At 38.4% G+C, this 26,292-nt stretch carries 25 protein-coding genes and 1 tRNA gene; 23 read left to right on the top strand and 3 right to left on the bottom strand.

What is annotated here, in order from left to right; all coding sequences use genetic code 11:
* Positions 1-17: 17 nt before the first annotated feature.
* The 7 genes from BMZ41_RS06960 to BMZ41_RS06930 all read left to right on the top strand — a co-directional run bounded on the left by BMZ41_RS06960 (position 18) and on the right by BMZ41_RS06930 (position 6,838).
* Positions 18-1,829, top strand: coding sequence for a carboxylesterase/lipase family protein (locus tag BMZ41_RS06960; protein ID WP_090169362.1), 1,812 nt, complete (start codon positions 18-20; stop codon positions 1,827-1,829).
* Between the two features lie 124 nt (positions 1,830-1,953).
* Positions 1,954-3,327, top strand: a complete 1,374-nt coding sequence (locus BMZ41_RS06955; protein ID WP_090528096.1) for an MBOAT family O-acyltransferase — start codon at positions 1,954-1,956, stop codon at positions 3,325-3,327.
* An 11-nt stretch (positions 3,328-3,338) separates the two neighbouring features.
* Positions 3,339-4,211 (top strand): GDSL-type esterase/lipase family protein, encoded by an 873-nt coding sequence (locus tag BMZ41_RS06950; protein ID WP_090169369.1) that lies wholly within the window; start codon positions 3,339-3,341, stop codon positions 4,209-4,211.
* Between the two features lie 130 nt (positions 4,212-4,341).
* Positions 4,342-4,426: transfer RNA gene (locus BMZ41_RS06945), tRNA-Leu, on the top strand.
* Positions 4,427-4,858: 432 nt separating this feature from the next.
* A complete protein-coding gene (locus tag BMZ41_RS06940) occupies positions 4,859-5,191 on the top strand; it encodes an inorganic diphosphatase (RefSeq protein ID WP_090169371.1) in 333 nt (110 codons plus the stop codon).
* A 321-nt stretch (positions 5,192-5,512) separates the two neighbouring features.
* Entirely contained in the window at positions 5,513-5,962 is a 450-nt protein-coding gene (locus BMZ41_RS06935; protein ID WP_090528093.1) for a GNAT family N-acetyltransferase, read from the top strand.
* A 15-nt stretch (positions 5,963-5,977) separates the two neighbouring features.
* Positions 5,978-6,838 (top strand): AAA family ATPase, encoded by an 861-nt coding sequence (locus BMZ41_RS06930; protein WP_242942020.1) that lies wholly within the window; start codon positions 5,978-5,980, stop codon positions 6,836-6,838.
* Here BMZ41_RS06930 and BMZ41_RS06925 read toward each other — a convergent pair.
* Genes BMZ41_RS06925 through BMZ41_RS06915 form a run of 3 tightly spaced genes read right to left on the bottom strand, consistent with a single transcriptional unit; the run spans position 6,835 to position 8,021 of the window.
* Positions 6,835-7,215: a C-GCAxxG-C-C family protein gene (locus BMZ41_RS06925; RefSeq protein ID WP_090528090.1), complete on the bottom strand. Its 381-nt coding sequence runs from the start codon at positions 7,213-7,215 to the stop codon at positions 6,835-6,837. The genes BMZ41_RS06930 and BMZ41_RS06925 overlap by 4 nt on opposite strands.
* Before the next feature lie 10 nt (positions 7,216-7,225).
* Complete coding sequence (locus BMZ41_RS06920; RefSeq protein ID WP_090528087.1) at positions 7,226-7,816, bottom strand: 4Fe-4S binding protein; 591 nt, start codon at positions 7,814-7,816, stop codon at positions 7,226-7,228.
* Positions 7,809-8,021, bottom strand: a complete 213-nt coding sequence (locus tag BMZ41_RS06915) for a 4Fe-4S binding protein (RefSeq protein WP_090169382.1) — start codon at positions 8,019-8,021, stop codon at positions 7,809-7,811. The genes BMZ41_RS06920 and BMZ41_RS06915 overlap by 8 nt, the downstream gene beginning before the upstream one ends.
* Before the next feature lie 122 nt (positions 8,022-8,143).
* On the opposite strand from BMZ41_RS06915, the gene BMZ41_RS06910 reads away from it, so the two are divergent.
* From BMZ41_RS06910 to BMZ41_RS06840, 16 genes are all read left to right on the top strand, one after another.
* Positions 8,144-8,485 carry a winged helix-turn-helix transcriptional regulator gene (locus tag BMZ41_RS06910; RefSeq protein ID WP_090528084.1) on the top strand — a complete coding sequence of 114 codons (342 nt, stop codon included), beginning with the start codon at positions 8,144-8,146 and terminating at the stop codon, positions 8,483-8,485.
* Positions 8,486-8,576: 91 nt separating this feature from the next.
* A complete protein-coding gene (locus BMZ41_RS06905; protein ID WP_090528081.1) occupies positions 8,577-9,284 on the top strand; it encodes an ABC transporter ATP-binding protein in 708 nt (235 codons plus the stop codon).
* A 12-nt stretch (positions 9,285-9,296) separates the two neighbouring features.
* Positions 9,297-11,633, top strand: coding sequence for an ABC transporter permease (locus BMZ41_RS06900; protein ID WP_090528078.1), 2,337 nt, complete (start codon positions 9,297-9,299; stop codon positions 11,631-11,633).
* A gap of 169 nt (positions 11,634-11,802) precedes the next feature.
* Positions 11,803-13,584: an ABC transporter ATP-binding protein gene (locus BMZ41_RS06895; RefSeq protein WP_090528076.1), complete on the top strand. Its 1,782-nt coding sequence runs from the start codon at positions 11,803-11,805 to the stop codon at positions 13,582-13,584.
* Positions 13,581-15,323, top strand: coding sequence for an ABC transporter ATP-binding protein (locus BMZ41_RS06890; protein WP_242870683.1), 1,743 nt, complete (start codon positions 13,581-13,583; stop codon positions 15,321-15,323). The genes BMZ41_RS06895 and BMZ41_RS06890 overlap by 4 nt, the downstream gene beginning before the upstream one ends.
* 101 nt (positions 15,324-15,424) lie before the next feature.
* Positions 15,425-19,759 (top strand): FMN-binding protein, encoded by a 4,335-nt coding sequence (locus BMZ41_RS06885; RefSeq protein WP_090528072.1) that lies wholly within the window; start codon positions 15,425-15,427, stop codon positions 19,757-19,759.
* A 138-nt stretch (positions 19,760-19,897) separates the two neighbouring features.
* Entirely contained in the window at positions 19,898-20,110 is a 213-nt protein-coding gene (locus BMZ41_RS06880) for a FeoA family protein (protein WP_090169394.1), read from the top strand.
* 18 nt (positions 20,111-20,128) lie between these two features.
* Positions 20,129-20,356 (top strand): FeoA family protein, encoded by a 228-nt coding sequence (locus tag BMZ41_RS06875; RefSeq protein WP_072917523.1) that lies wholly within the window; start codon positions 20,129-20,131, stop codon positions 20,354-20,356.
* A 2-nt stretch (positions 20,357-20,358) separates the two neighbouring features.
* Positions 20,359-22,752, top strand: a complete 2,394-nt coding sequence (gene feoB, locus BMZ41_RS06870) for a ferrous iron transporter B (protein WP_090528069.1) — start codon at positions 20,359-20,361, stop codon at positions 22,750-22,752.
* A 23-nt stretch (positions 22,753-22,775) separates the two neighbouring features.
* On the top strand, positions 22,776-22,955 hold the full coding sequence (locus BMZ41_RS06865) for a FeoB-associated Cys-rich membrane protein (RefSeq protein WP_176754528.1): 180 nt from the start codon (positions 22,776-22,778) through the stop codon (positions 22,953-22,955).
* A gap of 28 nt (positions 22,956-22,983) precedes the next feature.
* The gene (locus tag BMZ41_RS06860) at positions 22,984-23,355 is read left to right on the top strand and encodes a metal-dependent transcriptional regulator (protein WP_090528066.1); all 372 of its coding nucleotides are present in this window, start codon (positions 22,984-22,986) and stop codon (positions 23,353-23,355) included.
* Between the two features lie 117 nt (positions 23,356-23,472).
* Entirely contained in the window at positions 23,473-24,237 is a 765-nt protein-coding gene (locus BMZ41_RS06855) for a class I SAM-dependent methyltransferase (RefSeq protein WP_090528063.1), read from the top strand.
* Positions 24,238-24,250: 13 nt separating this feature from the next.
* Entirely contained in the window at positions 24,251-24,382 is a 132-nt protein-coding gene (locus tag BMZ41_RS16130; protein ID WP_330388833.1) for a hypothetical protein, read from the top strand.
* Positions 24,383-24,407: 25 nt separating this feature from the next.
* On the top strand, positions 24,408-24,590 hold the full coding sequence (locus BMZ41_RS16125; RefSeq protein WP_051194868.1) for a hypothetical protein: 183 nt from the start codon (positions 24,408-24,410) through the stop codon (positions 24,588-24,590).
* 10 nt (positions 24,591-24,600) lie between these two features.
* Positions 24,601-25,509: an alpha/beta hydrolase gene (locus tag BMZ41_RS06845; protein ID WP_090528060.1), complete on the top strand. Its 909-nt coding sequence runs from the start codon at positions 24,601-24,603 to the stop codon at positions 25,507-25,509.
* Between the two features lie 5 nt (positions 25,510-25,514).
* Positions 25,515-26,282: an alpha/beta fold hydrolase gene (locus BMZ41_RS06840; RefSeq protein WP_242942019.1), complete on the top strand. Its 768-nt coding sequence runs from the start codon at positions 25,515-25,517 to the stop codon at positions 26,280-26,282.
* The last annotated feature ends 10 nt before the right edge of the window (positions 26,283-26,292 follow it).

Raw genomic sequence — 26,292 nt, 5'->3', positions numbered from 1 at the left:
CGAAGAAAGGGATAGATATGATTTTTTCGATATTAGTTATTCTGATTACATTAGTATATTTAGTTATTTTAGAGCTTTCTAAAAATTTATTGGCCGGATGGGTGGTAGGTGTTCTTGCTGCCATTATCATGCTTTTGGAAAGACACATGTTGAAGAAGCAGAATATTGTTTCTAGAAAAGCTAAAACTATTTCATGGGTAGCTTTTATACTGGTTCTTTTTGTAAATCTAATATTTACAAAACCTCCAATTAAGAATGTTCCAGCTGTTGATGTAAAGAATCCACAGATTACTGAAGTGGTTCAGGTAAAGCAGGGATATCTTAGAGGAGTTTATAATGAGGATAAGTCAGTAAGAGTTTATGCTGGTATTCCGTATGCGAAAGCGCCAGTTGGTGATTTACGCTTTAGAGAGCCTCAGGAACCAGAGAAATGGGATAGAGTAAGAGAATGCGATGAATTTGGCCCTATGGCTATGCAGACTCGTTCCAATCCGTTCGTAGACAGTCTGTCGCATATACTTGGCTGGCATGATTATCAGGTTAAGTTTGGGGATGAATATCTGGAGGCCATGAGTGAGGATTGCCTTTATTTAAATGTATGGGCACCTGAAACAGAGGATAAGGAATTGAAGCCGGTTATTTTCTATATTCATGGTGGAAGTCTTACAACAGGTCAGTCTTCCTATTCCGAGTATAGAGGTGAAGATTTGGCGAAGCAGGGTGTAGTATTTGTAAACTTTGCATATCGCCTTGGCACACTTGGCTATTATACTGCTGATGACTTAAAGGAAGAATCACCTAATGGTACTACAGGCAATTATGGTTTATTGGATCAGATTGCAGCTTTAAAGTGGGTTTATGAGAATATTGAGCAGTTCGGTGGTGACCCAAATCAGATTACAATAGCTGGTGAATCTGCAGGCTCATCCAGTGTAAATGCGTTGTGTGTATCACCACTTACAGAAGGATTATTCAGATATGCTATAGCAGAATCTAGTGGAATAACTGCAATCGAGCCTTTCCATACCTTCCGTTCTTATGATATAGCATTGGAGGAAGGCAAAAAGGTTCGCGATGCGTTCGGAGTATCCTCATCAGCTGAATTAAGAGACATTTCTCCATGGGAGCTTATCAAAAACGACAGTAATCAGTCAGCAATGACAATCGATGGATATGCTATTGTTGAACAGCCATATCTTACATATGAAAAAGGTAATAATCACGAGAAGGCTTTGCTTAATGGTTTCAACGTAAAGGAAGCTGATGCCTTCTTATTGACAACAAAAGCAACAGCTGATAATTATGTTGAACTTTTGGCTGAAGATTTAGGGGAACAGGCAGAGGAGATGGCTAAGGTAGTTCCAGCAGACAGTCCACAGCGTGACCAGCATTTTATTGTGGATGCTATGGGAGATGCTAAAGGGGCACTTAATAAGTCGTACTCTGCTATATGGTTTAGCTATTCACATTATCTTTGGAATAATTACTTGATTGAACAGGGCGTTCCAACCTACGAATACTATTTCACCAAGACAAATAACGTTCTTTCAAATTATCATGCTGGAGAGTTGCCATATGCTTATGGAAATCTTTGGAGACATCCTGGGCTCTATGATGAGGAGGACTATAAGCTTTCTGAGGTTATGCAGAAATATTGGGTGAATTTTGCCAAGACCGGGAATCCTAACGGAGAGGGACTTCCAAAATGGGAGATGCGTTCACCTACACAGGATAAGCTGATTCAGCTCGATACTGAAATAAAAATGGTAGATGACCCAAACATGGAAATTTATAAAGTGATTGATAAATATCAAAAAACATTAAAATAATTGTTAAGGCAACCTCAAAGCGGGGTTGCCTGTTTTATTTTTTCGTAACAAAAAGGTAATTTTAATTTTATGGAATAGCGTATATTCTTAGGGTATACTATAAATATGAGTAGGGAGAGATAGTATGACCTTTTCGGATTTGAATTTCATTTTTAGAGCAGTGCCTCTATTTTTATTAATATATTATGTTTTTCCAGCCAAGGTTAGACCTTGGCTTCTTATAGTTGCAAGTATTGCCTTCTATGTGGTAAATGACTGGAAGTTTGTCGCTCTTCTTGTGGGGGCTACAATTATCAATTTCGGCTTTGCAAAGTTGGTTTCTAAAAAGAAAAAAGCTGCGCTTGTTTGCATTATCATTTTTAATGCTGGTTTATTATCCTTCTTTAAGGTGGCGGGAAGGTTGAAGCTTGGAATCGCATTTCCGTTAGGGCTTAGCTTCTATATTTTCAAGATGATTTCCTATCAGGTGGATTTGTACAGAGAGCAGATTAAGACAGTCAGCTTTAGGGATATGTCCGCTTATTTCACTATGTTCCCACAGATTTTATCAGGACCTATCAGCAGATATTCATATGTGGAGGATAACAGTTTTTGGGCTGTTGTGCCAAAAGAAGAACGTCCATCTAGGGGCCAGCGTTTGCTGACTGTACTGGCATCAGTAGAAGATGGATTAAAGTATTTCGTCATCGGTCTTTTTATGAAGGTTATGATAGCGGATCATTTGGCAGTTCTTTGGTCAGATATCAAGACTATTGGATACGAGAGTATATCTACACCACTTGCATGGCTTGGTGCTTATGCTTACTCCATGAATCTTTATTTTGATTTTTGGGGATATTCCCTTATGGCTGCTGGTATAGGTGTCATGTTGGGATTTCCTTTTATTGAGAACTTTATCCAGCCATATGCTGCTAATTCGGTTTCAGATTTTTACAGACGCTGGCATGCTACGTTGGGAAGCTGGTTCAGAGATTATATTTATATCCCTCTTGGCGGAAGTAGGAAGGGCAATGGCCGTACCATTTTTAATTTGCTGGTGGTATGGTTGATAACAGGTCTGTGGCACGGCATGACTACAAACTTTGTTTTGTGGGCAATGGTTCTTTTCGTGATTATACTTGTGGAAAAGTTCATTCTTTCAAAGTGGAATATTGCCTTCAAGATTATTGGTCACATAAATGTCTGGGTGGTCATTCCATGTACATGGGTAATCTTTGCTATTCATTCAGTAAGAAGACTATGTACATATGGTCTTCGCTTATTCCCCGTTATAAATAATGGAATTGCAGTAAATAAGAACGATATCCTTTATTTATTACCATCTTACTGGCCATACTTATTGATGGGATTAGTTTTAGTTATTCCTTTTGTGCAGACATTTTATAGAAAGCACAAGGAAAATATATTAGTTACTTTGGTTTTATTTGTGATGTTTTGGATTTCAATTATTAGTCTTGCAAATTCAGCTGGTAATCCATTTATGTATCTGAGATTCTAGAGGATTTGGTTATGAAGATTAAAAGTTATTTATTGATTATCTTAATAGTGATATCTGCAGTGGGGCTTTCGGTGTGCAGCTACATTTATACACCTGAAAAGTATCAGGAATTTTCTGCAGGTGTTGATAAGGAGCCGGTTATGGCGCCCATGCTAAAGGGGGCAACAGCAGGTGTATATCCTTGGAGCCCTGAAGAAAAACAGGAGGAATCACAGCCTAAAGCTCAGACGACGGAGGAAGAGAAGCCAAAGCCAGAGGCAAAGATTGAGGTGGTAGAGCCAAAGTCCTTTACAAAGGTGGAGGATTCCTACTTTGACGATGCTGTATTTATCGGTGATTCCAGAATGGTAGGACTTTCTCAGTATTGTCCTGAGATTGATTCAAGGGCTACCTTTTTTGCAAAGAAATCACTTACTATATACAACCTTCAAAAGGATGCCTGGATTGATGTGGAGAATGGTCCAAAGGAGACTCTTTTCGAAGCACTGTCTAAGATTTCCTTCTCTAAGGTCTACATCATGGTGGGAATCAATGAGATTGGCCGTGGTACCAACGAGACATATCATGATGCATACGCAGATGTTATCAACAGGATTTTGGAGATTCAACCAGATGCACTTATCTTTATCAACAGTACTATGCATGTGACTAAAGAGAAGAGCGAGGGCGATCCTCTTTACAATAATGGAAATATAAATGTAAGAAATGCAGCTCTGTTTGATTTGATAGATTATCAGCACATTTTTTATCTAAATGTTAATGATATGCTTGATGATGGAGAAGGCAATCTTGATGATTCACTTTCCGGTGATGGAGTGCATTTAAAGGGCTCTTGCTACGAGCCATGGCATCAGTATTTATTGTTCAACGGAGTGGTTGATTAAGGTGTCAGAATTATCTGATTTAACGGAGTAAAGTTAGTCACTTTAATTTGCCAAAAACCGTTGACGCATGCCGGTTTCTCTGATATATTATGTCTTGTCGTTGAGACAAGCGAACTTCAAAAGAGTTCTTGCGGAAGTGTCGGAACTGGCAGACGAGCAAGACTAAGGATCTTGTGCTCATTGCGAGCGTGCGGGTTCAAGTCCCGCCTTCCGCATCCTTTAAAAGAGAGTAACCAAGTAATTGGTTGCTCTTTTTTGGTTTATATAAATTGTGTGGTTCAAGGTTCAAAATGCATCCCAAAGGCAATTTTATTGAAAATGGGATGTATTTTTTCTTTCAGTGTCCATAAATTAATTCTCATATTATATAAAGGTGTTTCTTAAAATATGCTATTCCCAATGTTTGAATGATACTAAATACTTAAATCTGCGATTTGTGAACTGAAAATGTTAATTTCTTACATCCCAAAATGAGTTTTTAACGGTTTGGGATGTATATGCGAAAAAGATATGCCACACTAAATAAATCTTCAATTGCAAAATTACCATTCTTAAGATATTGTAGAATAATGAAAATATGGGGGAACTAGCTGTGAATAATGTATATAACGAATGTCCAATTATTGAATTTGAAGGAAAGGTTTGAGATGGATAAAATAATAGGCACGATTGTAAAAGGTCATATCGATCGTCCATTAGGCTCGACACATCCAGATTATCCAGACATGATTTATCCAATTAACTATGGCTTTGTTGATGGGATTTTTGCAGCTGATGGAGAGGAACAGGATGTATATATATTGGGCGCAGACGAGCCTTTAGAGACCTTTGAAGGAAAGGTTATTGCAGTTTATCATAGGACTAATGATAATGAGGATAAATGGATTGTTTCATTGGATGGCATAGAATATTCGGATGAAGACATTTTGTCTGCAATTGAGTTTCAGGAACAATACTTTGAAGGGGTACTTTTGAGATAATACAAGAACAGGGGGAATAATTATGGCAGCAACAATAATCTATTTATCTTAAGAAGAAGTTAATAATAAAGGATATTGCATAAACTGTTTCTAAAATGTATGATAAACACATAGATTACAAAGAAAGAGAGGTGTTCAATTATGATGATTAGAAGAATGAATATAACATCTGAATATCTGTTGAAGACCTCGGCATATTTTTAATAAGATTTTATTTTACCGTGGTTTATTAAGCCGCGGTATTTTTTTGCCAATACTTCTAGGATATTCATACAAGCCTTTAGTTATCAATTATGTAATTACATTTTATGGAGGAATCATATGATTAATCTTAGAAAAATCACAGAAGAAAATTTTATTGATGCATTTAATTTGCATCTTGCAGCAGGACAGGATAAGTATGTTTCTCATCCAATTCGTAGCCTCGCCCAGGCCTATGTATACAGAAATCAGTGTCAGCCATTTGGAATATATGATGGTAATGTTATGGTTGGTTACGTCATGGTAATCTATGATTATGATATTCCGGAGTACGATATCTGGCATATGATGATTGATGAAAAGTACCAGGGAAAAGGATATGGAAAAGCTGCTCTTGAGCAGGTTATGTCCTACATAGGTACAAAGCCTTTTGGAGATTCTAATAGAGTTACACTTACTTGCAATAAAGAGAATAAGCTGGCGCTGGCATTGTACAAAAATCTAGGTTTTGAAGAGACCGGTGTGGTAGATGATGATGAGATTGAGTTATCGCTAAATATATCAGCATAGGGAGAAAAATGTAAATTGGTTTATTTAAAGAATTTTTATTTTGCATCAGGCATAGCTGAGGACTTGTATTTAAATGATATTCAAAGAACCTGCTATGACAGCTTTTACCCTTTTATGATTCTTCCACAGAAGGGCATAGATGAAATAGAGTTTAAGGATGTCACTATCCTTTATGGTGGTAATGGTTCTGGTAAGAGCACAATGCTTAACATAATAGCTGAAAAGATTGGCGCCGAAAGAATGGCTCCTTATAATCGCTCTAATTTCTATGAGGATTACCTGGGCTATTGTGATCTGGATTATATCAATGCACAGATGGAAGAAAAGCTTATCATTACCTCGGATGATATTTTTGACTATATGCTTGATATAAGAAGATTAAATGAAGGGATTGATACAAAAAGGGAAGAGCGATTGGAGGAATACCTGGATTACAAGTACAGCTCTTATCAGTTGAAATCAATAGATGATATCGAAGAGCTTAGAAAGCGTAATGCTGCTAAATCAAAGACTCAGTCCAAGTATATAAGAGAAACCCTATTAGATAATGTTCGCGAGTATTCTAACGGGGAATCTGCCTTCAAATATTTCACCAGCAAGATAAAGGAAAATGGCATCTATATCTTAGACGAGCCAGAAAACAGCCTGTCGCCAGAGATGCAGTTGGAACTGGTGAATTTCCTAGAGCAGTCAGTCCGTGCATTTAGATGCCAGTTTATTATTGCAACACATTCTCCGTTTATCTTGTCATTAAAAAATGCTCTTGTTTATGATTTGGATAAAGAACCTGCAGGCCCTAATGATTGGCACAAGCTTAAAAATGTGCAGTCCTATTACAGATTCTTTATGGATAGAAGAGATGAGTTTGAAAACTAGTTGGTAAGGTGTGTCTCTAATACTTCCACTGCATTTCTAACGCAGTCATCACATTCGCATTTTACCACACCAGTTTCAACACCCTTAAGGTCCTTGCAGATTGTAGCACCGCATTTGCTTTCAAAAGCCTTTGCTACAGCTGCAGCGTCCCTGAGGATAGGCATACCTTCATATTTCTTCATGCCAAGAACCATCTGTGCACCACAAAGGGCACCGCAGGTAGCTTCCATGCATCCCATGCCGACACCAAAGGAAGCACCCATTTTCTTTAAATCTCCCTCAGCGCAAGAAAGCTCATCCTTAAAAGAACAAAGTACTGCCTGACAGCAATTGTAGCCGTTGTGCTTAAGTTCTACTGCTAATTCTTTTCTTTCCATTTTTAGACTCCTATTTATCATTATTTTTTAATTTACAGATTCCCTGTGTCATTGTGCCCATAGGACAAAATGTACACCAGGTACGTTCTTTATATAATACCATAACAATCAATCCGATTAACGTTGAAGTTAACATAAGACTGTAGAAACCAAATCCAAACTGGGCTACCCAGTCAGGAAAAAGGCTTCCATTATAAGCCCACTGCCAAGGAACCTTAAAAGTCCAAAACAGCTTGATGGCTTTTCTTAGTGTGCCAGCACCAGAGAATACAAGATAGGTCTGGAATACCATTGTTCCAAACATTGTAAGGAAGAATGCCAAAAATCCATATCTGAACCATTTTGATGATAGCCATGCAGGTGCAGCCTTACCTCTGGAACATTTCATATTTCGTCCTAAAACCCAGAACAACTGACCTCTACCGCACATGTGATTACAGAACCATTTATTTCCACCTACAATTGCAAAAATCAAAGGAAGAATGAAATCAATCATTCCAAGCCATGCAAAGAGAATATTGAAAAATCCTAAGGTAAAATAAACGATAGACCAAATCCATAGGTACTCATACCAATGTCGTTTCACTTTATTCTTAGCCATTTGTTACCTCCTGCTTAATTTCATTAATTGTTATTGCATTAGCGGGACATGCCTTGGAACAAATTCCACATCCTACACATTTTTCTAATTCCACAACTGCATAGCATCCCCTATAAATGTTGATAGCCTTTCGCGGACACTGTAGTGCACATACTCCGCAGGCCACACATCTGTCCTTGTCTGGAATTGCTTTTTTCTTAACCATATAGACTCCTATACTTGCTTTGTTTTTGAACTACGTTTATTATATGTGGTAAGAAAAATATATCAACTACGCAAAATAAATTAACCTGGTAAGAAAAAACTTACCAGCACGAGGAAAAGAATATGAGTAAAGAAAAGAAAGAACCATTATGTGAAGATATAGCAGGTGAGAGCTGTGGACTTAAGAAGGTATTAAATATTGTTGGTGGAAAATGGAAGATTATGATTCTTTGCGTCATCGATAATAATGAAGTAGTGCGCTATGGAGATCTAAGGCGTTCCGTTTTTGGAATCACAAATACTATGCTGGCTCAGTCTTTAAAGGAACTGGAGGGGGATGGTATGATTTCACGTGTGCAGTATGATGAAATGCCTGTAAGGGTAGAGTATTCTCTTACTGATAAAGCAAAATCATTAATTCCTATTCTTTTAGAACTAAAGCGTTGGGGAGAGGAAAATCTTTAAGAAGTTATTGCAAATAACATATGAATATATTATCATATGTTCAAAGGTAAGACTAGACTAACCATGACGAGCTTGGAAAGGAGGACTTATTATGCCAGAGAATTTCTTAGAGGTAAAACAGATTTATAAAGCCTACGGGGAAGGTGATAGTAGGCAGGAAGTTTTAAGGGGAACAGATTTCTCGGTGGCTAAGGGGGAGTTTTGTGTACTCTTAGGACCATCAGGTTCAGGAAAATCTACACTGCTAAATATCATCGGGGGTGTTGATAGTGCAGATTCTGGTTACATTTCTATTGATGGAGAAAAGCTTGAGGATATGAATGAGAAGGCGCTGACTAATTACAGACGTAAGCACCTCGGATATGTATTCCAGCTTTACAATCTTATTCCAAATCTTAATGTGAAGGAGAACATCGAGGTAGGTGCATATCTTTCAGACAAACCACTTGATATTGATGATTTACTTCATACGCTTGGTCTTTTCGAACATCGCTATAAACTTCCAAACCAGCTTTCTGGTGGACAGCAACAGCGTACTTCCATAGGTAGAGCAATTGTAAAAAATCCAGATATTCTTCTTTGTGATGAGCCTACAGGAGCCCTTGATTACAACACATCAAAGGAAATTCTTGGACTTATTGAAAGTGTAAATCAGCGATACGGAAATACGATAATCATGGTTACTCACAACGAAGCGATTTCTCATATGGCTGACCATACTATCAAGCTCCGTGACGGTGTTGTCCGTAAAAACATAGTGAATGAGAACAAGACTAGCGCAGCTGATTTGGATTGGTAAGGGGGTGATAAAATGAGATCACCACTTATTAGAAGAATTCCAAGAGAGCTACTTGGAGAATGGAAAAAATACTTTGCCTTATTTGGGATTATGGTAATCACCATAGGATTCGTTTGTGGTCTGTTTGTGGCTAACAATAGTATGGAGACAGCAGGCAACGAATCCTTTGAAAAATACAATATCGCAGATGGCTATTTTAACTTAAGGGATGAAGCTACAGACAAGCTTATAGACGCCATTGAGGATGAGGGAATCACCACCTATAAGCAGTATTATAAGCAGGTAAGTGAACGCATCCCAAATAAGAAAAACGCAGAGAAATCTGACATCAGAGTCTTTGTAAACAGAGACCAGGTTAATAAAATTTGCCTTATGAAAGGTGAATTTCCAAAAGCTAAGGATGAGATTGCTATAGACAGAATGCACGCTGAAAATGTCGGCGTAAAGATTGGTGATTACATCAGAGTTGATGGTAATAACATGAAGGTTACTGGTCTGGTAGCTTTTTCTGACTATAGTGCCCTTTATGAGGATAACAGCGAGATTATTTTCAATGCTATTACTTTCGATGTTGCTGTAGTCGCTCAGGAAGGTTTTGACAGCATTAAAGGCGCTACAGTTTATCAATACGCATTTACGTACAATGATAAACCAAAGGATACTGAGGATAAGAAATTAAAATCCGATGATATTGTTGAGCGACTTTATAAGCTTGCTGCTACTGGAGGAGATGAGGATAATCCTGATTTTGAGCATCTAAATGAGGTTACAGGATATCTCCCTGAATATCTCAATGAGGCTATTCATTTCTCCCAGGATGATATTGGCAAAGATAAGATAATGGGAGAAGTTTTACTTATTATCCTCATAGCAGTTATCGCCTTTATCTTTGCGATAGCAGTAAGTAATACTATCGTTAACGAAGCTTCTGTAATTGGAACCTTAAGAGCCTCGGGCTACACAAAGGGAGAACTCTTACGACATTACGTGACAGTTCCTATAATAGTAACATTGCTTGCTGCTCTTATCGGTAATGTTTTAGGATACTCATACTTTAAAAACGTAGTTGTAAACATGTATTACAATTCCTATAGTCTGCCTACTTATGAGACATTGTGGAATTCTGATGCTTTTATCAAGACTACCGTATATCCGGTATTACTTGTAATAGTGATAAACTTTGTGGTTATTTCTGGAAAGCTTCAGTATTCTCCATTACAGTTCTTACGAAGAGATTTGAGTAAATCAAAAAGAAAAAAGGCTATTCGTTTGCCACGTTGGAGCTTCTTAAATCGCTTCAGGCTTAGAATATTAATGCAGAATGTGACAGGCTATTTCACCCTGTTTATCGGAATATGGTTTGTAATGATTTCTCTTAGCTTTGCAGTAGGGCTACCTGCTACATTAAAGAATTATCAGAACCACGCCATCGATTATATGATTGCTAATCATCAGTATATTCTTAAAAAATCTGTGGATGCAGATGGAAATAAGATTACAACTGATGAGAAATCTGCTGAAGAATACAGCTCCCGCATTCTTCTTACAATAGATGGAGTGCATGTTGATGAGGAAGTGACAGCATACGGATATACGAATAACAGCAAATACTTTAATCTTCCTTATGATGTTGATAAATATGAGGTATGGGTATCTGAACCTTTTGCTGATAAGTTCTCTCTCCAGGAAGGTCAGAAGATTACCTTAAAGGAACACTACACCAGTGATACCTATGATTTCACGATTAAGGGAATCTATAATCAGCCTGGTATAGTGGCTATCTTTATGCCAAATGACAAGTTTAATGAAATCTTTGATTACGATGAAGATCATTTCACAGGCTTCATGTCTGAGAAAAAGCTGGATGATTTGGACGAGGATAATATCCTTACAGAAGTTACCGTGGATGATATTTTAAAGATGGTAAGACAGCTTGATCATTCCATGGGTGGATACATGGATTATTTCTCATATGCATGTATGGCCATAGCGGTACTTTTGATACTATTGCTTACCAAAATCATCATAGAAAAGAATACAGTCTCAATCTCCATGCTAAAGGTATTAGGTTACACTTCTGGAGAAATTAACAGTGTATTCATCCGACTTACAACAATTATGGTTGTGATATTTGCAGCCATTACAGCAAATCTTAGTACTTTTGTTATTAGTGAATTCTGGAAAATCATTATGTATGAGATGAATGGATGGTTTAAATTCTATTCAGGACCAAAGGACTATCTGAAGATGGTAATTATGGTTATAGTCTCTTATTTGATAGTAGTACTGCTTGATATGCGCAGAATCAAAAGAATACCAATGACAGACGCTCTAAAGAGCGTAGAATAACGTTTATTTATCAGGACGTCCTCCTTATGAGGGCGTCCTTTTTGAATGACAAAAATCGTTTTATAACATAATTCTTGTTGACAAAAAAGAAGTTATGGGGTAGATTTTACATGAAAAGGTTAGTGAAAACTAACACTGGGTAGACATATCTAATATAAGGAGAAAAACAATGAAACAGCAAGATAGCAAAGGGGTAATAAAACAATTATTCGTATATGCGAAGAATCATAAGTATCTTACCATTGCCTCATGGATATTGGCAGCTATATCAGCACTTCTAGCGTTGGCACCTTTCTATTACATATGGGCAATTATCAGAGAGGTAATTGAGGTGAGGCCTGATTTTTCACAGGCAGTGCACATCAAGGCATATGGCTGGACCGCAGTTGGAATGGCCCTCCTTTCAATGTTGGTATACATAGCGGCTTTGATGTGCTCTCATATTGCTGCCTTTAGAGTTCAGGTAAATATGAGAGTTGCAATGATGGAACATATCATGAAGCTTCCTATGGGATACATTGAGTCAGAGGGAAGCGGAAAGATTAGAAAGATAGTGGCAGATTCAAGCGCTGCCACAGAAACCTTTTTGGCACACTCACTTCCAGATAAAGCGGTAAGCTATGTCACTCCAGTTGGTCTAATCTTTATGCTTGTTTACTTTGATTGGAGAATTGGACTTGTCTGTCTCATACCTGCACTTTTAGCATTTTTATCTATGGGCTTTATGATGGGCGATAAGATGAAAAAAGCCATGGCAGAGTATCAGGATGCCTTAGGAGACATGACATCAGAGGCAGTAGAGTATGTAAGAGGCATTCCTGTTGTTAAGACCTTTGGACAGACAGTATTTTCTTTCAAGCGTTTCAAAGAAGCCATTGATAAATATGAGGCATGGACAGTTGGTTATACCACAGCGGTAAGAATTCCTATGACTGCTTTTGTAACCTTGGCAAATGCAGTTTTTGCAGCACTTGTTGCCTGTGCCTTTATCTTTGGTGGAGAGGGTATCGCAAATACGTTTATATTTAACATCCTTTTCTATATTATCATCACACCAATCCTTACAGTCACACTTATGAAAGTGGCATACTCAGGTGAAAGTGAGATGATTGTAATGGATGCCTTAAACAGAATGGATTCTATTCTTAATGTAGAACCTCTTCCTGAAACTAGCACTCCTAAAACACCTAAGGATGCAGGCATTGTTCTTGATAATGTTAATTTCTCTTACGATGACAAAAAAGGAAATGCCATTGATGGAATCAGCCTTTCAATTAATCCTGGTGAGCACATCGCATTCGTGGGGCCATCAGGTGGTGGAAAGACAACACTTGCTTCACTTATTGCAAGATTCTGGGATGTGAAAAGTGGTTCTATTAAAATCGGTGGCGTGGATGTAAAGGATATTGCTACTCCTGAATTGATGCAGAATGTATCCTATGTTTTTCAGGATAGTAAGCTTCTAAAAATGTCTATTCTGGAAAATGTCAGAATGGGAAATCCTAATGCTACAGATGAACAGGTTGTGCAGGCTCTGAAGGATGCACAGTGCATGGATATCATTGAAAAATTCCCAGAGGGAGTTAACACAATGATTGGAACAGAGGGCGTATATGTATCCGGTGGTGAAGCACAAAGACTTTCCATCGCAAGAGCATTTTTAAAGAATTCACCAATTCTTATTCTTGATGAGGCTACCGCATTTGCAGATCCAGATAACGAGGCAAAGGTACAGCAGGCTTTTGCAAATTTGTCAAAGGATAAGACAGTGATTATGATTGCTCACAGACTTTCAACTGTTGTGGATGCAGATAAGATTTGCGTTCTCTCAGGTGGAAAAATCGTGGAAAGCGGTACACATGATAGTCTTATCAAAGAAGCAGGTATTTATAACCACATGTGGTCAGAGTATAACAAGTCAATCAATTGGAAGGTAGGTAAGGGAGCATGAGAAGATTAGAAGAAAAGTTACAACACAAATATGCCCTTTCTGAAAAAGGTGCAAAGGATATGGTAACAGCATTTGTGGCTTGTACTATCGGAAACCTTGCTCAAATGTTACCTGTAGGAGTTTTGTTTTCATTTTCATCAGATTTGTTAAGCGGTAAAACCCCTGCGGAAAGACCAGTGTTTTATATCGTAGGAATTCTGATTTGTCTTGCAGCAGTATTTATATCTCAGTATTACCAGTACGGCGCAACCTTCTATTCGACATATATCGAAAGTGGTGTCAGAAGACGAAGCCTTGCAGAAAAGCTTAGAAGAATTCCACTTTCCTTCTTTGGAAAAAAGGATTTAGCAGACCTCACAAACACAATCATGATGGATTGTGCAATTATTGAAACAGCATCCTCACATTGGCTTCCAGAATTAGTGGGTGCCATGATTTCTACTGTCATTATCGTAATCAGCTTATTCTTCTTTGATTGGAGAATGGCTCTTGCAGCAGTGTGGGTAGTACCTATTTCATTCTTCATTGTTTTTTATTCTAGAACAATGATGCATAAGCTTAACAGAAAAGGAAGCAGATATAAGGTCGCATGCCTTGATGGAATTCAGGAAGCTTTGGAGACTGTTAGAGATTTAAGAGCTTACAATGCACAGGAAGCATACATGGTTGGACTTACAAAAAAGATTAAAGCTGTAGAGACTCACAACATTGTGTCCGAGTTTGCTAATGCAGCATTTGTATGTAATGCTCAGATGATATTAAAATTTGGAATTGGAACAGTAGCAGTTGTGGGTTCGTCACTTCTCATAAAGGGAGAGATTAACGTATTTACGTTTTTCATGTATTTGCTTGTAGTGTCAAGAATGTATGAACCACTTCAGATTTCATTACAGAATTTTGCAGCGCTTATTGCTACAGACACACAGTGTGAGCGAATGGATGAAATCCTTTCACATCCAGAACAGACTGGTATCTCTCAGTTATCTAATAACGGATATGATATTGAGTTTAAGAATGTTAAGTTCTCCTATGAGGAGGGAGAGGCTGTTCTTCGAGATGTAAGCTTTGTTGCAAAGCAGGGCGAAGTAACAGCTCTCATAGGACCATCAGGTGGTGGCAAGACTACAGTGTCAAGACTTGCAGCAAGATTCTGGGATATAGACAGCGGAAAGATTACTGTTGGCGGAATGGATATATCAAAGATTGATCCAGAGACACTTTTATCAATGTATTCTATCGTGTTCCAGGATGTAACTCTTTTCAATAACTCAGTTTTGGAGAACATCAGAATTGGTAACAAGGATGCAACAGATGAACAGGTTATGGCAGCAGCAAAGCTTGCCCACTGTGATGAGTTCGTGGAGAAGTTACCTGATGGTTATAACACTTTGATTGGTGAGAATGGTTCAGAGTTATCAGGTGGTGAGCGTCAGCGTATTTCTATTGCAAGAGCATTCCTGAAGGATGCACCAATTATTCTTATGGATGAGGCTACAGCGTCCCTTGATGTTGACAATGAATCCCTTATTCAGGAGGCGCTTTCAGCTTTGATTCAGAACAAGACAGTTCTTGTTATTGCCCATCGTATGCGTACAGTAGATGGTGCAGACAAGATTGTTGTTCTGAAAGATGGTATCGTGGCAGAGCAGGGCTCACCTGAGCAGCTTCACGGAACCAAGGGAGTGTATGCTCATATGCTTAATAAGCAGATGGTCACTGATGGGTGGAAATTGGCATAAAAAACTTATTGTAGATTTAACTAACTTGTGTTATCCTTTTGAATTAGCGGTTAGATGTGAATAACTCTAATCAGAAATATAAAACCAAAAGGAGAGCATGTATGAAAAATAAGGGATTATGTAAGCAAGTAAAAGCAGGTGCCTTGGCAGCTGCTTTACTTGTGTCTTCATTTTCCGCAAATGTCGTCGTTTCAGCGGAAGAAATAATTTCTTACGAAGATGGCACCTACACTGGTGTCGCAACTGGCAAGAACGGAGAAGTGTCTGTTTCAGTTACAATAAAAGATGGAAAGGTGGTAGAAGCATCTGAAGTTTCACAGCAGGAAACCCCAGGGCTATGGGCTAAGGCTACAGCTTTATTTACTACAATAAACGAAAAACAGCCAACCTTTTCGGAGATTGATGAAATAGACGGAATCAGCGGAGCTACTATTAGTTCTAATGCCATAAAGGCTGCAGTAAAGGATGCTTTTTCACAGGCTGAGAAAAAGAGCAATCCTGAAGAGCCGGAGGAACCAGAAAATCCAGGTACTCCAGAGGATCCGGAGAATCCAGAGAACCCAACAGACTCTGATGATACTATCAAGGGTGAAGGAACAGAAGAAAATCCTTATCTTATTAGCAATGTGAAGCAGTTAGAGCTTTTTGCCAAGAACGTTGATGAAGGAAATTCATATGCAGGTGAGTATGTAAGTCTTACAAATGATATAACTTTATCGTCTTCACAGAACTTCAATTCTATAGGAACATCTGATGGTTTTGATATTTTTGCCGGAACCTTCGATGGAAATAATTACTCAATTTATAACATGACAATCAATAGCGAAAATGTCTCTGATGAGGGACTCTTTACGGCCCTTAAGGCGGGAGCGGTTGTTAAGAATCTTAAGGTGATGAATGCATCAGTGTCAGCTTCACCAGACTATGGCTTGAATGCAGGTATTATTACTGGAGATTTAAAAAGAACAGCAGTTATTTCAAATTGCCAGGTAAGTGGAAAGCTTAATGTAAAGTCTGACTCAGCGGCTATTTCTGTTGGAGGAATTGCTGGTAACATGATGGTTAAATCTGAGGTGAAGAGTTGCTATTCAGATGTGGATATCATGGCAGAACTTAAAGATGGAGTGATGGCAGATATTGGTGGAATCGCAGGTCTTACCAAGATGAACTCAAAAATAATTGATTCCACTTCAGCAGGAACTATTAGCACAAAAGGTGATACAAGTGTTAATGCAGGTGGAATCGTTGGTACTGCTATGGGAACTACAGAAAATGTTGTTTCTAAAATGACCATAGAGACAGATGGTACTACTAACACTATAGGTGATGAGTGGAAAAATAAGGATGTAGATTCATCAATCTTTGAAGCAGGAGATGGTTCAAAAGAGAATCCTTATCAGATTTCAAATGTAGAGCAGCTTGTAGCTTTTGCAGGTTCTTTAGAAGATTCTGTTTTGTATGATAATAAGTATGTGGAACTTATATCGGATATTGATATTTCTGGAATAGATAACTGGGAGCCAGTTGGTGGTAGTCAGTACGCTTTTAATGGAACTTTTGATGGTAAAGGACATACTATTAATGGATTAAAAGAAGGAACAAAATCAAATCCAAGAAGACTTAGTAAAAACGTGGAAGATTTTTCAAACGCCCTTGGATTCTTTGGAAATATTGGTGTAGATGCTGTTGTTAAGAATTTACATCTTACAAATGTTGCAATTTATGCATATCGTGAGGATGCCTCTTTTGTAGGTGGAATCGTAGGTTATATGCAGGGACTTAGTGATAGTGGTTCTTATAAGGGCGCTGTTATTGATAACTGTTCTGTTCAGGGAATCATTGAATCAACAACTGCCGAAAAGAATGCCTATGTAGGTGGTATTGCAGCCAGACAGTATAAGGGTGCAATTATTAATTGTCATACAGATGTAAGCTTGCGCTCAAAGGTAGAGTATGGTGAATCAATTGCTTCTGTTGGCGGAATCACAGGTATGACAAACAGAGGTCTTGTGGCGAACTGTTACTCCACTGGAACATACTTTGGAAGTATGGCTCGTGATATTGAAAATGAGATAGAAGGTATGTCAGCGGTAGGTGCTATCGTGGGTGTAAATGCCGGAGATTTGGTTAATTGTTACGGTAGCGGTGACACAGAATCAGAGCATTATAGTATTTACACAGGAGCAATTACTGGCTGGGTAACGGGTATCGGTAAAGCATATCAGAGTTATTTTGATATCGAAAAGACAATGAAAATTGCAGGTCGAAAAGAAGCACAGGTTCAGCCTTACGGTACTAAAACAGTTGGTGGTGTAAATGAAGAAGGAGTGGCATACGAAGGTGGTGTAGTAGGAAGCCTTGAGAGTTTCACTACTGAAACATATAGCAAATTGGTAGAAAAGCTTAATTCAAATTTTGAGACCTTTGGAATTGATATTTCAAAATATGGTTTGAAGAATGATTGTTTTAGAAAGTGGAAACTGGATAATAATATTGTTACTCTTTCAGATGAATTCGTAAATACGATATACCTTCAGCCAGAAGAGGAGAAGGTGCCAGTTACTCCTATTGTTATGGGAGATGGAGATTGGTACGGAAGAGATAATGCTGGAAAGGTTACTGTAAAAATTACAGTAAAGAACAATGAGATTGTTTCTGAGAGTATTATATCTGGAAGTAAATCTGATTCTGAAAACTATGAGAAGGCTCTTGCACGTGCTAAGGATAAGGCTATCTATGGAGATAGAACAGGTTACGGCGCAGGAGACGAAAAACAGTTCGCAGGAGGTAACGGTACAAAAGAAAGTCCTTATCTAATCTCAAATGAAAAGCAGCTTCGCTATATAGCTGAGGCTATTAATGCTGATGAAACATGGGAGGGCAAATACTTTAAGCAGACAGCAGATATAAAGCTTTCTGATAAAGAATGGCTTCCAATAGGATTTGCAATTAAAGCAAAGATTAAGGGTGATCCTATATTGTATTCAGCTTATCCTTTCAGAGGAAACTACGATGGAGATGGTTACACAATTACAGGTTTAACAATTGGAACAAGAAGCAATCCAGCAAGCCAGTACACCGCTGCAATGTTTGGATTTACAGGTGGAGATTACGAGACAAATCTTACATATGGTGATGATACTTTAAAGGTTGAATTAAAGAATATTAACCTTCGTGATATTTATATCAACAATGAAGTTTCTTATGACACATACACAGCAGGTCTTGTAGGAACTGGCCAGAATGGTGTCTTCATAGATAACTGTTCTGTGACAGGTAAGATTTCTGTAAAAGCAGATGATATTGCATCACGTGGTGCAGGTCTGGCTGCAAGCATGCTTAGAGGCGAGGTAACAAACTGCTATACAGATGTAAGTATCAGAGCAATTACCGAAGAAGGTGATGTTTATGCTGGTGGAATGTTCTCAGTAACAAATCGTATAAACGTATTAAATTGTTATGCTCTTGGTGATGTATATGGTAATGCAAATACAAACAACAAGGTTCACATCGGTGGATTTACAGGAATGGCTGGAGCATTTCAGTACAACTGTTACGCTTTGGGAAATGTAACTTCAAATCGCCCAACAGTAGATATTGGTATTATGGACGGCAGAATTGCCAACATAGCCTATGATAGAAATTGCTACTTCAACCAGGATGCAAAAATTATCGAAAATGGTAGCGAGATTAAAGTTGTTTACACCGGTGCAGATGGTACCGGAAGCAGTAAAGATGTTACTTTTGGAAAGACAAAAGAAGAAATTGGTTCAAAAGACTTTGCAGCCTTGCTTAATGAGAATGTAAAGAACGTAGTCAGTGAGCTTGAGATTGCTGATAACGAACTTGGTGGTATTATGAGCATTTACTACAACAGAGGTTCAGCAGGACTTAAGAGTTGGATTATAAAAGATGGTATTGCGGTACTAACAGCTAAAGAAGTTAAAACAGATGATAACAAGAAGGCTGAGACTGGAAACAGCTCAACAAAAAACAGCTCAACTGAAAAATTATCAGGAAGCTCTTCAGATACATCAAATAGAACAACATCATCAGTAGTAAGCTCTACAACTAAAATTGCAGAGCTGGGAAATAACAATACAGCTATTATTCCTGAAACACAGGTGCCTATGGCAGGAGAAAAGATTACAGCAAAATCTAATGCTAAGGTAAAGAATAAAGTTGACTCTGAGGTGGCTGAAAAAACAGAAAATCTCCTTGAAAATGAAGAGGAGGAACCTGTGGCTGACTCAGTTGTAGAAGAACCTGAATCAGAGGATGCTGTAGAAGATACAGTTACTGAGATTTTCCCAGAGGAAGTACCAACTGCAGCAGAAGCAGAATCTAATACTGGAATAATCATTTTTATCATTGTTTTAGTACTTGTAGTGTCAAGTATTGGTGCAATTATTTTAAGAAGAAAAAACTTTAAATAAATTTATAAATATGCTTGACAAGTTAGCACGTGCTAACTATACTTAGTAATGGTTAGTAGTTGTTAGCAACTGCTAACCATTATTTAGGGTATACGGTTAGGTGACACTAATCGAAATTAGATAAAAGCGAGGAAATGTATGATGCCATTGATTTATGCAGAACCAGGGGAAACTCAGATAATTAAAAAAATCGGTGGAAGCCCTGAGGTGAAAAAACATTTGGAACACCTAGGCTTTAACGTAGGCGGTGAGGTTAGCGTAGTGAGTACACTTGGCGAGAATCTTATCGTAAAGGTTAAAGAGAGCAGAGTGGCAGTCAGCGATGAACTGGCTAGAAAAATTATGATCTAGTAAGAGGAGGAATAATCATTGAAAACATTGAGAGATGTAAAAATCGGAGAGACAGCTACTGTTGTAAAGCTACATGGTGAAGGCGCTGTTAAGCGTAGACTAATGGACATGGGTATTACTAAGAATACTTCAGTATTCGTACGCAAGGTAGCACCACTTGGTGACCCAATCGAGGTTACAGTAAGAAATTATGAATTATCACTTCGCAAGGCTGATGCGGAAATGATAGAAGTGGAGGAGAATTAATTATGAGCATAACAATTGCACTTGCAGGTAATCCAAACAGTGGTAAGACCACATTGTTCAATGCACTTACAGGTTCAAATCAGTTCGTTGGTAACTGGCCTGGTGTTACAGTTGAGAAAAAGGAAGGTAAGCTTAAGGGACATGATGACGTAGTTATCACTGATCTTCCTGGTATCTACTCACTTTCACCTTACACTTTGGAAGAAGTTGTTGCCAGAAATTATCTTATCAACGAGCGTCCAGATGCTATCTTAAATATCATCGATGGTACAAATCTTGAGAGAAATCTTTATCTTACAACACAGCTTACAGAGCTTGGTATTCCAGTGGTTGTAGCTGTTAACATGATGGATATCGTTAGAAAAAATGGCGACCAGATTCACATTGATGAATTATCACGTCAGTTAGGCTGCAAGGTTGTTGATATTTCTGCTCTTAAGGGCGACAAGACAGCAGAGGCTGCAGAAGAGGCTATCAAGGCAGCTAAGAATGGCAAGACAGTTCCTCTTCATACATTCTCAGGTCCAGTTGAGCATGCAATCGCTCATATCGAGGAAGCAGTTGTTCACAATCTTCCAGACGAGCAGCAGAGATGGTATGCTATCAAGGTATTTGAGCGTGATGATAAGGTTTTAGAGCAGTTAAATATTGCCGCTGACAAGCTTGAGCATATTGAAAAAGATATCATGGCTGCTGAAACAGAAATGGATGATGATTCAGAGAGTATTATCACAAATGAGCGTTATGTTTATATCGCTCAGGTAATCAAGTCTTGCTACAAGAAAAAGAACGAAGGCTCTCTTTCAGTATCAGATAAGATTGATAAGGTAGTAACTAACAGATGGCTTGGTCTTCCAATCTTCGCAATCGTAATGTTCCTTGTATATTGGATTGCTATGGTAGGCGTAGGTGCACCTGCTACTGATTTTACAAACGATTGCATCTTTGGTGATGGTTTCCATCTCTTTGGTATGGATGGCGGATACGGTGATATCTCTGAAAGATATGCTGATGCTTCAGCTATCGTTGATGGATATGACGTTTTTGTAGAGGAAAATGGAAGTGCTCCTGTTGATGAGTTCACATACGAAGTAGAGGATGAGGAGACACTTGAAATTTCAGAAGAGACAGCAAGTATTTCTGATTATGAAGCTGCTGTAAAGACTCTTGAAGAAATCGGCGATGAGCCAGATCCATCAGAGTACGGTACATGGGTACCAGGTATTCCTGCTCTTGTTGAGTCAGCACTTGATGCAGCAGGTACTGCTGATTGGCTTAAGGGACTTATCCTTGATGGTATTGTAGCTGGGGTAGGTGCAGTTCTTGGTTTCGTTCCACAGATGCTTGTACTCTTCCTTATGCTTGCATTCCTTGAGGCATGTGGTTACATGGCAAGAATCGCATTCGTTCTCGATAGAGTATTTAGAAAGTTTGGTCTTTCAGGTAAGTCATTCATCCCTATGCTTGTTGGTGTAGGTTGTGGTGTTCCTGGTGTTATGGCCAGCCGTACAATCGAAAACGAGCGTGATAGAAGAATGACAATCATGACAACTACATTTATTCCTTGTGGTGCCAAGGTTCCATTTATCGCTATGATTGCCGGAGCTATCTTTGGTGGCTCAGCTTGGGTTTCAACATCAGCATACTTTATTGGTATGGCAGCAATCGTTATTTCAGGCGTAATGCTTAAGAAGACAAAGATGTTCGCAGGCGATCCAGCACCATTCGTTATGGAGCTCCCTGCATATCATATGCCTACACTTGGTAACGTACTTCGTTCAATGTGGGAGCGTGGCTGGTCATTTATCAAAAAGGCTGGTACAATCATTTTACTTTCAACAATCGTTGTTTGGTTTACAAGCTACTTCGGATTCGCAGAGGACGGATTCAGAATGCTTGCAGAGGATGAGCTTGAGTTCTCTATCCTTGCTAAGATTGGTAATGCTATCGCTTGGATCTTCATTCCACTTGGATGGGGTAACTGGCAGGCAGCCGTTGCATCAATCACAGGTCTTGTAGCTAAGGAGAACATCGTAGGTACAATGGGTATCCTTTATGGTGGCGGAGAGTTGACTGCATGGCAGGCGCTTTCACAGGCATTTACAGGCATTACAGGATTCTCATTCCTCGTATTCAATCTTCTTTGTGCACCATGCTTCGCTGCAATCGGTGCTATCAAGCGTGAGATGAACAATGCAACATGGACATGGTTTGCAATCGCATACCAGTGTGGATTCGCTTATGTAGTAGCATTAATGATTACACAGTTTGGAAATGCATTAACAGGTAATGTAAATATTATTGGTCTTATCGTATCAATTGTATTATTAGCAGGTATTATCTACATGCTTTTCTTCAAGAAGTACAAAGAGGCATCAAAGCTTGAGATTGCTTAGATATAATTAAGAAGGTAATAGATATGATTTCATGGATTACAGAAAATATTGGAACAATAGTTGTTTTAGCAGTGCTTATCTTAATCGTTGCTGGCATTATTCGTTCAATGATTAAGACAAAGAAGCAGGGTGGATCTTCCTGCGGCTGTGGATGTTCAGGATGCAGTGGATGCTCATCTTGTGATTCCACATCATCAAAATAACAGTAGATAAATGTGATTGAGGGACAAAATGAACAAGGCATCAGAGGATTATATCAAAAACATATATATACTTAAGCAAGATAAAGCCCATCTTCATTCTGTTGATTTGGCTAAAGAGCTGGGACTTTCCAGAGCCAGTGTTTCCAGAGCCATGTCGAACCTTCGTAAAGACAATATCATCGTCATGAAGGAAGACGGAGAGATTGAGTTCACTATCAAGGGTCAGAAAATCGCAGAAGTGATTATTGATAAGTATGTGACTCTTACCGGATTCCTTCAGGATGTTGCTGGGGTGGACGAGGAAACCGCCAAAGAGGATGCTTGCAAAATCGAGCACTATATCAGTGACGATACCTATGCAGGGATTAAGCAGTTCATCATCGCTCATCCTGATTTGTAAATTTATAAATGAAAATAAGCTATTTGAGATATACCGGTCTTGAATAGCTTTTTTTTAAATGTAGAGTTAGCGATGACTAACTAGAACTTAATTAACGAAAAAAAGGGAGGACTTGAAATGAAAGCAGATTACAAAAATTGGATGCCTAAGGGAATGATATTGGGAACACAGACAATTGCGATAGTGTTTCTTGTACTGACGTATTTTACCTTCGATAATTATACTATCGGAAAGCTCTTTTGGGCCTTAACTGTGATTTTTATATTTGTAAGCATTTGGATGCAGTTAATGCATCGTGCATTCTCGTATGATGGCAAGAGACAGATGTCAAAGCAGATTATTGATGGAGTTTCTTCATATGTGGATATTCCCGATGGAGGAAAGTGTCTTGATGTAGGATGTGGAAGTGGCGCATTAAGTATTGCCTGTGCAAAGAAGAATCCAAATGCGCAGATTATTGGCATAGATAGATGGGGCAAGGAATATGCTTCTTTCAGTAAGGATCTCTGCGAGAGCAATTCAGAGGCGGAAGGTGTGAGCAACACTTCTTTCCAGCAAGGGGATGCCTGCAAACTCGATTTCCCTGATGAGACCTTTGATGCAGTAACAAGCAATTATGTTTATCACAACATCCCAAGCAAGGACAGACAGGCTATTCTTTTAGAAACACTTAGAACCTTGAAAAAGGGTGGTACTTTTGCAATCCATGACATCATGTCTAAGGGAAAATATGGAGATATGAAAGCTTTTGAGAAGAAGCTCAAAGATATGGGCTATGAAGATGTTCAGCTGATAGATACTACAGATGGAAAATTTATGAGTAAATGGGAGTCTACTTGGATGGGACTTTCAGGCTCGACTCTTTTAGTAGGAACGAAATAGTGGGAGGTATACTATGGGGCTTTTTAAAAAATTTGTAAGTCAGACCAGAAAACCTGAGGGATTCTTAGGTCAGATGATGGTAAATGGAATGAACAGTGGGCATGCTAAAATGGCTGATTGGGAAGTGCTTCTCAGAAGTCAATAAAGCTCTCAAGCCAGGTGGAACATTCATGATTGTAAATGAATCTGATGGCACTGATGAGGCGAGCCTTAAGTTTGAGAAAATTATTGATGGTATGACTTGTCATACTGTAACTGAAATAGAAGGTGCACTAAAGGATGCTGGCTTCTCAAAGATTAAAACAGCCCACCATGAAAGCAAACCTTGGATTACAGTGATTGCAGAGAAATGAGGTTGATGTCATGAGCGCAAAATATGAAATACTTAAGTTTTTGGTGAAGGCTTTAAATTTGAAAAAGCTTTACTTTGGTGGTAATGATGAGGATTTTATTGATAGTAAAAGAAAATTAAATGCCAGAATTACTGTTCCTGATTTACAGGATGATGAATTTAACATAAGTCAAATTCAGGTTATGGGATGTACAGTTCTGAAATTGATTCATAAGAAAAAAGTAAATAGAGCCAATATGTTTATCATAGGTGGCGGTATGGTTATAGCCCCTAGAGTCGGTTCGATCAAAAAAGCACTTAGATTTGCAAAGGAAACAGGTTTAGATTTGTACATACCTTATTATCCTTTATGTTTAGATTATCCAATTTCAAAAGCCTATGAAATGATACACGAAACATACAAGGAGATGCTTAAAGATTATGATGAAAAGAATATAAGCATACTTGGTTCGTCTTCGGGCGGAAACCTAGCTTTAGGCTTGGTGGCTTATATTAATGATGGCCATAAAGATGTTCCGATGCCAGCACATATCATTGCTCTTTCGCCAGGCACTTGTGTAAATTCAGAAGAAGAATGGAAGCGTATGCTTGAACTTGAAAAGAAGGATGTCATGGTTCCAGCAGATTATATGAAACGAGCTGTGGAAATAATGAGACATGGTGATAATTCAGTTCCTGATTATATGATTTGGTTACAGAAAGGTGATTTTACAAATTGTCCACCGGTAACTTTTATATATGGTTCTGATGAAACTTTATATGCTTGTGCTCCATCTTTTGAGAGAGTAATGAAACGATATAGTGTTAGCTACAATATGATTGTAGGAAAAGGAATGTTCCATTGTTATCCAGTGTTCCCAATAGTAAAAGAAGCAAAAGAGGGGTGGGAGCAGATGGTTCAATTAGCAAGAGAGGCTTAGATATTATGCAATTCCATGAAACGGGAAACATGTCAGGGAAGACTTTGATGCTACTGCCTGGAACATGTTGTGATTGGCAGACAAATTTTGGTACTGTGATAGATAGCTTGGCAGAAAAGTATCATCTAATTTGTGTAAACTATGATGGCTTTGATGGGAGTGATGCTATCTTCCAAGATATGATAACTGTAACAGAAAAAATAGAGAAGTATATTATTGATTTTCATTATGGTAGGCTTGATGGAGCGATTGGTTCATCGCTTGGTTCAAGCTTTGTAGGGCAGCTGGTTATGAGAAAGAAAGTGCATATAGACCATGCAATTTTTGGAAGTCCTGACCTTGACCAAAGTGGAAAGGTAGCTGCCAAACTTCAATCTTTGCTTGTGGTCCCGTTACTTACCAGCTATACAAAGAGCGAAAAGAAGCGGAATAAGACTAAAGAAAAATTGAAGAGTTTTTTTCTGATGAATGACGAGACTGCTGAGAAGTTCATGAGCTGTTTTTCAAAGTTCAATCCAGAGTCAATTAAGAATGAGTACTATACTGACTTATTGACTCATCTTGAAGATGATATTGAGGTAGAACATACACGGGCTCATTTTATATATGCCAATAAAATGGGTGAGAAGTATTTAAAGCGCTACAAAAAATATTTTCATAACCCTGATATTAGAGAGTTTGATATGCAACATGAGCAGTGGCTTTTCGGAGAAAAAGAATATTCTGAGCCTGTGCTTAAAGCTATAGATGAATTTATGGATGAAGCAGTTTAAACCAAGGTGA

This window comes from Pseudobutyrivibrio sp. UC1225, assembly GCF_900115215.1.
GTDB lineage: Bacteria > Bacillota > Clostridia > Lachnospirales > Lachnospiraceae > Pseudobutyrivibrio.
The sequence above is the reverse complement of the archived record's forward strand: the minus strand, read 5'-3'. Positions and strand labels throughout refer to the sequence as shown.